4 protein-coding genes are annotated in these 5,297 nt (G+C 42.3%); 2 read left to right on the top strand and 2 right to left on the bottom strand.

Going from position 1 to position 5,297, the window contains the following annotated elements; translation table 11 throughout:
* Positions 1-162: 162 nt before the first annotated feature.
* The gene (locus H5300_RS25325) at positions 163-1,881 is read right to left on the bottom strand and encodes a S8 family peptidase (RefSeq protein ID WP_017083557.1); all 1,719 of its coding nucleotides are present in this window, start codon (positions 1,879-1,881) and stop codon (positions 163-165) included.
* 375 nt (positions 1,882-2,256) lie between these two features.
* Complete coding sequence (locus tag H5300_RS25320) at positions 2,257-3,612, bottom strand: sphingomyelin phosphodiesterase (protein WP_182797211.1); 1,356 nt, start codon at positions 3,610-3,612, stop codon at positions 2,257-2,259.
* A gap of 186 nt (positions 3,613-3,798) precedes the next feature.
* Between H5300_RS25320 and H5300_RS25315 the strand changes: the two genes are divergently transcribed.
* Both H5300_RS25315 and H5300_RS25310 read left to right on the top strand, forming a co-directional pair.
* Positions 3,799-4,395 (top strand): LysE/ArgO family amino acid transporter, encoded by a 597-nt coding sequence (locus tag H5300_RS25315; protein ID WP_017083559.1) that lies wholly within the window; start codon positions 3,799-3,801, stop codon positions 4,393-4,395.
* A gap of 162 nt (positions 4,396-4,557) precedes the next feature.
* Positions 4,558-5,235 (top strand): glutathione S-transferase family protein, encoded by a 678-nt coding sequence (locus H5300_RS25310; RefSeq protein ID WP_259397943.1) that lies wholly within the window; start codon positions 4,558-4,560, stop codon positions 5,233-5,235.
* Positions 5,236-5,297: the final 62 nt, after the last annotated feature.

Here is a 5,297-nt window from a genome sequence, read left to right as displayed (position 1 = left end):
ATTACATCAGGGCCATGAACACAATAATAATGTGCTCAATAAATAGGCCGAATATATGAAGGCAATGACTCTATTACCAAACGTGTAAAATTACTTGCAAACTGGGTGGGTCCATATATGACGAATATCCGGTATCAATGACTAACGATAATGGATAAAGCGTTAGCGTGTTTCTAGTTCTGCAAATATCGCTTCTGCATCCACAACGCTGCCTGAGATAGAAAGGGTACTGAAAGGAACCAAATCTTCTGGGCTTGATGGCTTTTTAACAAGCAGCTCTGGGTAGATTTTTGATTCACCCATTAACATCGCCTTTAGCTCTTTTACCGATAAATCAGGATAGCGCGACCACACCAACGCAGCGACTCCAGAAACGACAGGCGCAGCCATACTTGTGCCACTTTTCGAACCGTAAGTATTCCCCGGTGTGGTTGACAGAATTCGATATCCCGGTGCAAATACATCAACCGATTTCTGACCGAAGTTACTGAAGCTTGCGACCAAGGTTTCGTCTGCGTATTTCGCTGATGCGCCCACATCTAACCACGTTGAAATAGGGTTCGAGCGGTAGTGCTTAGCGTAACGGTTTGGAAAGCTTGGTTTGATGTCATTATCGTTACGGCTGTTTCCCGCAGAGTGAACGATCAACACGCCTTTACGCGCTGCATAGCGGAACGCGTGGTCGACGATGTATTTACGTGGTGAGTAGCTTTTACCAAAGCTCATGTTAATGATCTTCGCGCCATTATCGACGGCGTAACGCACCGCATTAGCAATATCTTTGTCTCGCTCATCGCCATTTGGCACCATACGTACTGCCATGATTTGAGCATGATCTGCCACACCATCAATACCCACTGAGTTGTTACGCTCAGCAGCGATGATTCCAGCAACGTGTGTGCCGTGTGAGCCTACAGGGCCTTTTACATCGTTGTTGCCGTAGCCTTTTTCCCAAGGGTTAGAAATGTCATCCCAAACAATATCGCCACGCGTATCGAGCTCTAGGTTAAGGTGGAAATCTAGAGAGTCTTGATAGCGGCTACGACGTGATTCTAGATATTCGAATGAATACCATGAATCAAATACGCTCAAAAGCCCTTCAGCTGAAGTAACAATGCTCGGGTTTTCGTTATTCAATAGCGGTTGCAATCCGTTTACCGTGAAGTCTTTGTGATCGGTAAGTTTAAGGATTTCTGCTTTGTACTCGTTGGCTTGCTCAGTTGCTGTTGTTACACGATTCAATGCATCTTGGTCATCTTTTAGAGACGACAAGTAATCAGATTCAACACCTTGATAGTACTTGCGTTTCTTACGCGGAATCCAATGTCCATTTTCTTTTAACTCGAGGTACTTTTTGTATTCTCTGGTAACCTCTAGTGTGTCTTGATCAACGTTAATACCTAACGAGTTACCTAGAAAGTTCCAGCCGTGGACATCATCGATGTACCCATTGCCGTCATCATCAATGCCGTTGCCTGGGATCTCGCCTTCATTGGTCCAAAGTTTATTTTTTAGGTCTTCATGTTCAACATCGACACCCGAATCAAGAACGGCAACGATAACTGGCTGTGGCATAAGAGGGGGCATTAGGTAGTCATACACAATATCTGAACCCACGCCCTGAAGTCTTGTGTAGCTCGCCGATAAGTTAAACCAATCGCCGCGCTGTTCATCGGCGTTACTCATCATTCTCATAGAGAAGAATGAAGGTTGAATGGTTTCTCGTGAGTAATCCTCAACAATCGTGCCTTTTACATCTTGAATAAAAGGAGAGTTGATAGGTTGTGGCTCTGGGCTACTCTCGTTCAGAGTCGTAGCTGATACGTGGGTTGAAGCCATAATAGCTAGGGCTATAGTGGTAAGTCTTTGTCCGTGATTCATCTGTGGTGCATCCTTATCATTGTGCGACTAAATAGTTGTGCGACTAACGCTGACTTCTTCGAAACGAAGTGTAAAAAACACGCAGTAAGTCAGTTGAGTGAGAGGGAAATGCCCGCTCAAAACGCAGTTAAAAGGTAATATGCAATCAGACTTGTATCATTCGTTTGATCAATGAAATGGTAGGAAGATCTCACTGTGATTGATTTTAAAGTCTCAAAGTTTGAGCTAAATTCTATTAATAAAAGCAATATTTATAAAATTAAGAGTTGGAATTAAAGGCGTTTAAAATCAACTGATTAGTTTGTTAATTGCAGGGGGGGGTTTTGGCTCTCACTCAGCATTGAAGTGCTTTTGAAAGAGCCAAGATCAAGGACGTTAGTCGTAGTGAGAGCTAAATTCAAAGTTTCCGTTGACGGCAAAATGGTCTGAAAGGTGCCAACTTCCCCAAGTGTCAGAGCTCAACCTTTGATGAAGCTTGACCGTATTAGTATTACTTGTTGCTCGTCTATGCATTCTGCTAACAAAAACGTAATCCAGATACTCTACATCAGCACCACCTGAATAATTATAAGCGGCATACGGGTTAATCGTCGGATCAAAGGTTGCATTGGTGTAGCCTCTGAATTCTGGAGGATCAACATCCAACGTAGCTAGCATCAGCAGGTATTCCACGAAGTCGCTATTTTTATCGATATTGAAGTCTCCAGCATAGATAACCGCTTCGTTGGAAGGTATGCCTTTAGTCAGCATAAAGGTTCGCATCAGCCTTAGCTGCAAGCGTCTTAGTCTTTTGGCAGCAGGCGTATTGAATGATGCTAGATGCGTGTTAAATATATGATATATCTGACCATCTTTGTCGACTTTGGTATAGACGACGCCTTTATCTGCGTAACAATCAGTTCCGGAGCAGTGTTCAAAAACTATACTGTCGGTTTCAATAATTGGATGGCGACTAAAAGTGACCACGCCTCCGTCGTACATCGCACTAGTGCCACCTCCTACTACCTCTGTTCTAAATGCATATTCCTCTGCTAGAGCGTTGAATAGGATCTCTCGGTCTGAAGAAAAAGCTTCTTGAAGTGTGAGTACGTCATATCCGGAGAGAGTGTGGTCCAAGACACTTGCACGACTTGTAATGTTTGATGATACGCCGGGGAGCATCCATAGGTTATATGACCCAACGTTCAAGGTATTTGGGTCTTGATCAAAATCATTGATCGTATGTTCTGAGACTACAAATTCAACGTCGTCAAAGCCTGACGTGTATATAGCCTTAACACCGAACTCAGAGTGATATCCATCTTGGTTATATCGATGAAGAATATATGGGTTGTAGTCGGTCATCATCCCTTGATCTTTATACCCATAAGACAACGTTGAGCCTGAACCGTGACCAACTAACCTAAGTTGACTTACAGGTTCTTGCGGCTTAGGTTCCCAAGTACCTTCGTTTGTTAATCGTGAAATTGTTAGGAAGTAGTCATACGTTGCGCCATTAACAAGCCCATAATATCGATTAAAATCAGCTACTTTAGCTTTTTGATAAGGCCAAATAACTAAGTCATTTTCAGTCAACCTGTATTGGTAACCGTTACTTACGGGTTCACTGGAGTCTATCGAAAAGTTTATTAATATGGGTTTGTCGGTGCGGTTTATATAGTAAAGTGATGTTGCGAGTGCTTGGCTGGCTATTGCCCAAATTATCAGTGTTGAACACAGCTTTTTAATCATGTTTCTTCCTTTGATTACATTCCTAAAATCGAAAACAGAAAGTAGCCCTGATATGCATTTGGTTGCAAATTAAAGATTTTGGTTTTGTGCTGTGTAACGCTCATGTGATGATATTGTAAATTTTATGAAAAATTACGCTGTTTTATAGTAACTTATGATTATTCTAACCGATTCGAAGTACATTCTATGACGACTTATTTTGCTGGTTTCTCTCTGGGGCTTTCGCTGATTCTTGCGATTGGTTCTCAAAATGCATTTGTCTTAAAGCAAGGCCTTAAGAATCAACACGTTCTGGCGATTTGTGCTGTGTGTGCTATTTCGGATGCACTGTTGATCAGTTTCGGTGTAACGGGCTTTGGTGCGATCGTTAAACAGTTTCCACAAATTGAGCAATTTGCTCGTTTTGGTGGAGCGGTCTTTTTAGGTGTGTACTCTTTCTTAAGTTTTCGGTCGGCATTCACTGAAAATCACGCTCTAGAAGCAAGTGTCGAAACCAAAGACTCGTTAACTAAAGCGATTGCTATGTGTTTGGCGTTCACTTGGTTAAACCCACATGTTTATTTGGATACAGTTGTCCTATTGGGTTCCATTTCAACGCAATATCAACCTAATCAAATGTTGTTTGGCGCAGGGGCTGTGTCGGCTTCGTTTGTGTTCTTCTTTTCGCTTGGTTATGGGGCACGATTCTTGGCGCCATTGTTTAAGAACCCACGAGCCTGGAAGGTGTTGGAGTTTGTCGTTGGAGTGATCATGGCGTCAATTGCGATATCTCTGATCGTTTAGCCCCCCGTATTTAGGTATTCAAACTTACTACCTAAAGTGACTACCTTTAGTTACTTCCGTAATTAATTATTTCTACAAATAACGAATTAATTTTCGTCTTTTGAATCTGGCGTTCGTCTTAAGGGTGTAAACAGAAATTAATAACCTAATTCGGAGTCGAAAATGATTAAATTGATTAGCTTTAAAAATTGCCCATTTGTTCAACGTGTTATGGGTTCTCTCGTAATGAAGAATGTGCCGTTTGAAATTGAATATATTGAACTTAATGACAAGCCACAGTGGTTCTTAGATATTTCGCCAAACGGTCAAGTGCCAGTGTTAGTAACAGAAAACGATACTGTGTTATTTGAATCTGACGCGATTGTCGAATACTTAGATGATAAATATGCGCCGATAGAAGAAGTGTCTGCAGAGCAAAAAGCACTAGATCGCGCTTGGTCTTATCAGGCAAGTAAACATTACATGCCGCAATGTGGAACGATGGGCAGTAAAGATAAAGAAACCTTTGAGACACGTTTAGCGTATCTTCAAAAATCCTTCCAAAAGGCCGAGAACAAGCTGGGTGACAGGGACTTCTTTAAAGGCGATTACATCTCTAACGTCGACATCGCTTGGCTACCACTGTTACACCGAGCGTCAGTGATTAAAGAAGGCTCCGGTTTTGATATGCTTGAAGGCTTTCCGAAAGTACAGAAGTGGCAAGCGGCGCTGATTGAATCTGGCTTGACCGATAAAACCGTTCCTGCGGACTTTATTGAGAAGTTCAGCGGCTTTTATTCCCGAATTCAACTCCGAACTGCGACACTCTTAATTTTCAAGCAGCCGACATCATTTCTTTAAATAGGACAGCTGGCTGCTTGAACCCCAAACACTTTTTCGGACGATAGTTAATCCGTTGTTGC

Origin of the sequence: Vibrio sp. SG41-7 (assembly GCF_014164465.1) — a bacterium.
In the GTDB taxonomy this organism is placed as follows: domain Bacteria; phylum Pseudomonadota; class Gammaproteobacteria; order Enterobacterales; family Vibrionaceae; genus Vibrio; species Vibrio splendidus.
The sequence above is the reverse complement of the archived record's forward strand: the minus strand, read 5'-3'. Positions and strand labels throughout refer to the sequence as shown.